This is a genomic window from Streptomyces sp. NPDC052687, from assembly GCF_040678395.1.
Taxonomy (GTDB): domain Bacteria; phylum Actinomycetota; class Actinomycetes; order Streptomycetales; family Streptomycetaceae; genus Streptomyces.
Genome location: NZ_JBFATR010000110.1, coordinates 1 through 1,367, shown reverse-complemented (window position 1 = coordinate 1,367; position 1,367 = coordinate 1). Strand labels below are relative to the sequence as shown.

The following is a 1,367-nucleotide window of genomic DNA, read 5'->3' as shown; positions in this document are numbered from 1 at the left end:
CTCCGGCTACGAGCTGTGCGAGAACACCCCCCTGCGGGAAGGCAGCGAGGAGTACCTGGACTCGGAGAAGTACCAGCTGCGGCCCCGCGACTGGGCGGCGGCCGAGCGCGAGGGGCGCAGCATCGCACCCCTCATCACCCGCCTGAACGACATCCGGCGCCGCCATCCCGCGCTGCACCGGCTGCGCACCCTGCACTTCCACCGGACCGACAACGACGCGCTGATCGCGTACTCCAAGCGGTCCGGCTCCGACACGGTTCTGGTGGTCGCCAACCTCGACCCTCACCACACTCAGGAGGCCACGGTCACGCTGGACCTGCCGCAACTCGGCTTGGACCCGCACGCAGCCGTGTCGGTGCACGACGAACTGACGGGTGAGACCTATCACTGGGGCAGCACGAACTACGTGCGTCTGGAGCCCGGCCGCGCGCCGGCCCATGTGCTCCATGTCCAGCGGTCCCCCGCCGCGCCGCAGATCGGAGGGTCAGCAGCGTCATGACTGTCAACGAGCCCGTCCCGGACACCTTCGAGGACACGCCCGCCAAGGACCGTGACCCGGAGTGGTTCAAGCGCGCCGTCTTCTACGAAGTGCTGGTGCGCTCCTTCCACGACAGCAACGGCGACGGCGTCGGCGACCTCAAGGGCCTGACCGCCAAACTGGACTATCTGCAGTGGCTCGGTGTCGACTGTCTGTGGCTGCCGCCCTTCTTCCAGTCCCCGCTCAGGGACGGCGGGTACGACGTCTCCGACTACACCGCCGTCCTGCCCGAGTTCGGTGACCTGGCGGACTTCGTGGAGTTCGTGGACGCCGCCCACCAGCGCGGCATGCGGGTCATCATCGACTTCGTCATGAACCACACGAGTGACCAGCACCCGTGGTTCCAGGAGTCCCGCAAGGACCCGGACGGCCCCTACGGCGACTACTACATGTGGGCCGACGACGACAAGCAGTACCAGGACGCGCGGATCATCTTCGTCGACACCGAGGTGTCCAACTGGACCTTCGACCCGGTCCGCGGCCAGTACTACTTCCACCGCTTCTTCTCCCACCAGCCGGACCTCAACTACGAGAACCCCGCCGTGCAGGAGGAGATCCTGGCGGCCCTGCGGTTCTGGCTGGACCTGGGCATCGACGGCTACCGCCTGGACGCCGTGCCGTACCTGTACGCCGAGGACGGCACCAACTGCGAAAACCTCCCGGCGACCCACGAGTTCCTGAAGCGGGTCCGCCGCGAGATCGACGCGATGTATCCGGACACCGTGCTGCTGGCGGAGGCCAACCAGTGGCCGGAGGACGTCGTCGACTACTTCGGCGACTACGCCAGCGGCGGCGACGAATGCCACATGGCCTTCCACTTCCCGGTCAT

The 1,367-nt window shown here is 67.2% G+C and carries 2 protein-coding genes; both read left to right on the top strand.

Annotated elements, in window-relative coordinates:
* A partial coding sequence (locus tag AB0K92_RS33550; protein ID WP_365929052.1) for a DUF3459 domain-containing protein occupies positions 1-499 on the top strand: 499 nt, incomplete at its 5' end.
* Positions 496-1,367 (top strand): alpha-amylase family glycosyl hydrolase (locus AB0K92_RS33545; protein WP_365929051.1); only part of this gene is annotated, 872 nt, incomplete at its 3' end. The genes AB0K92_RS33550 and AB0K92_RS33545, both read left to right, overlap by 4 nt.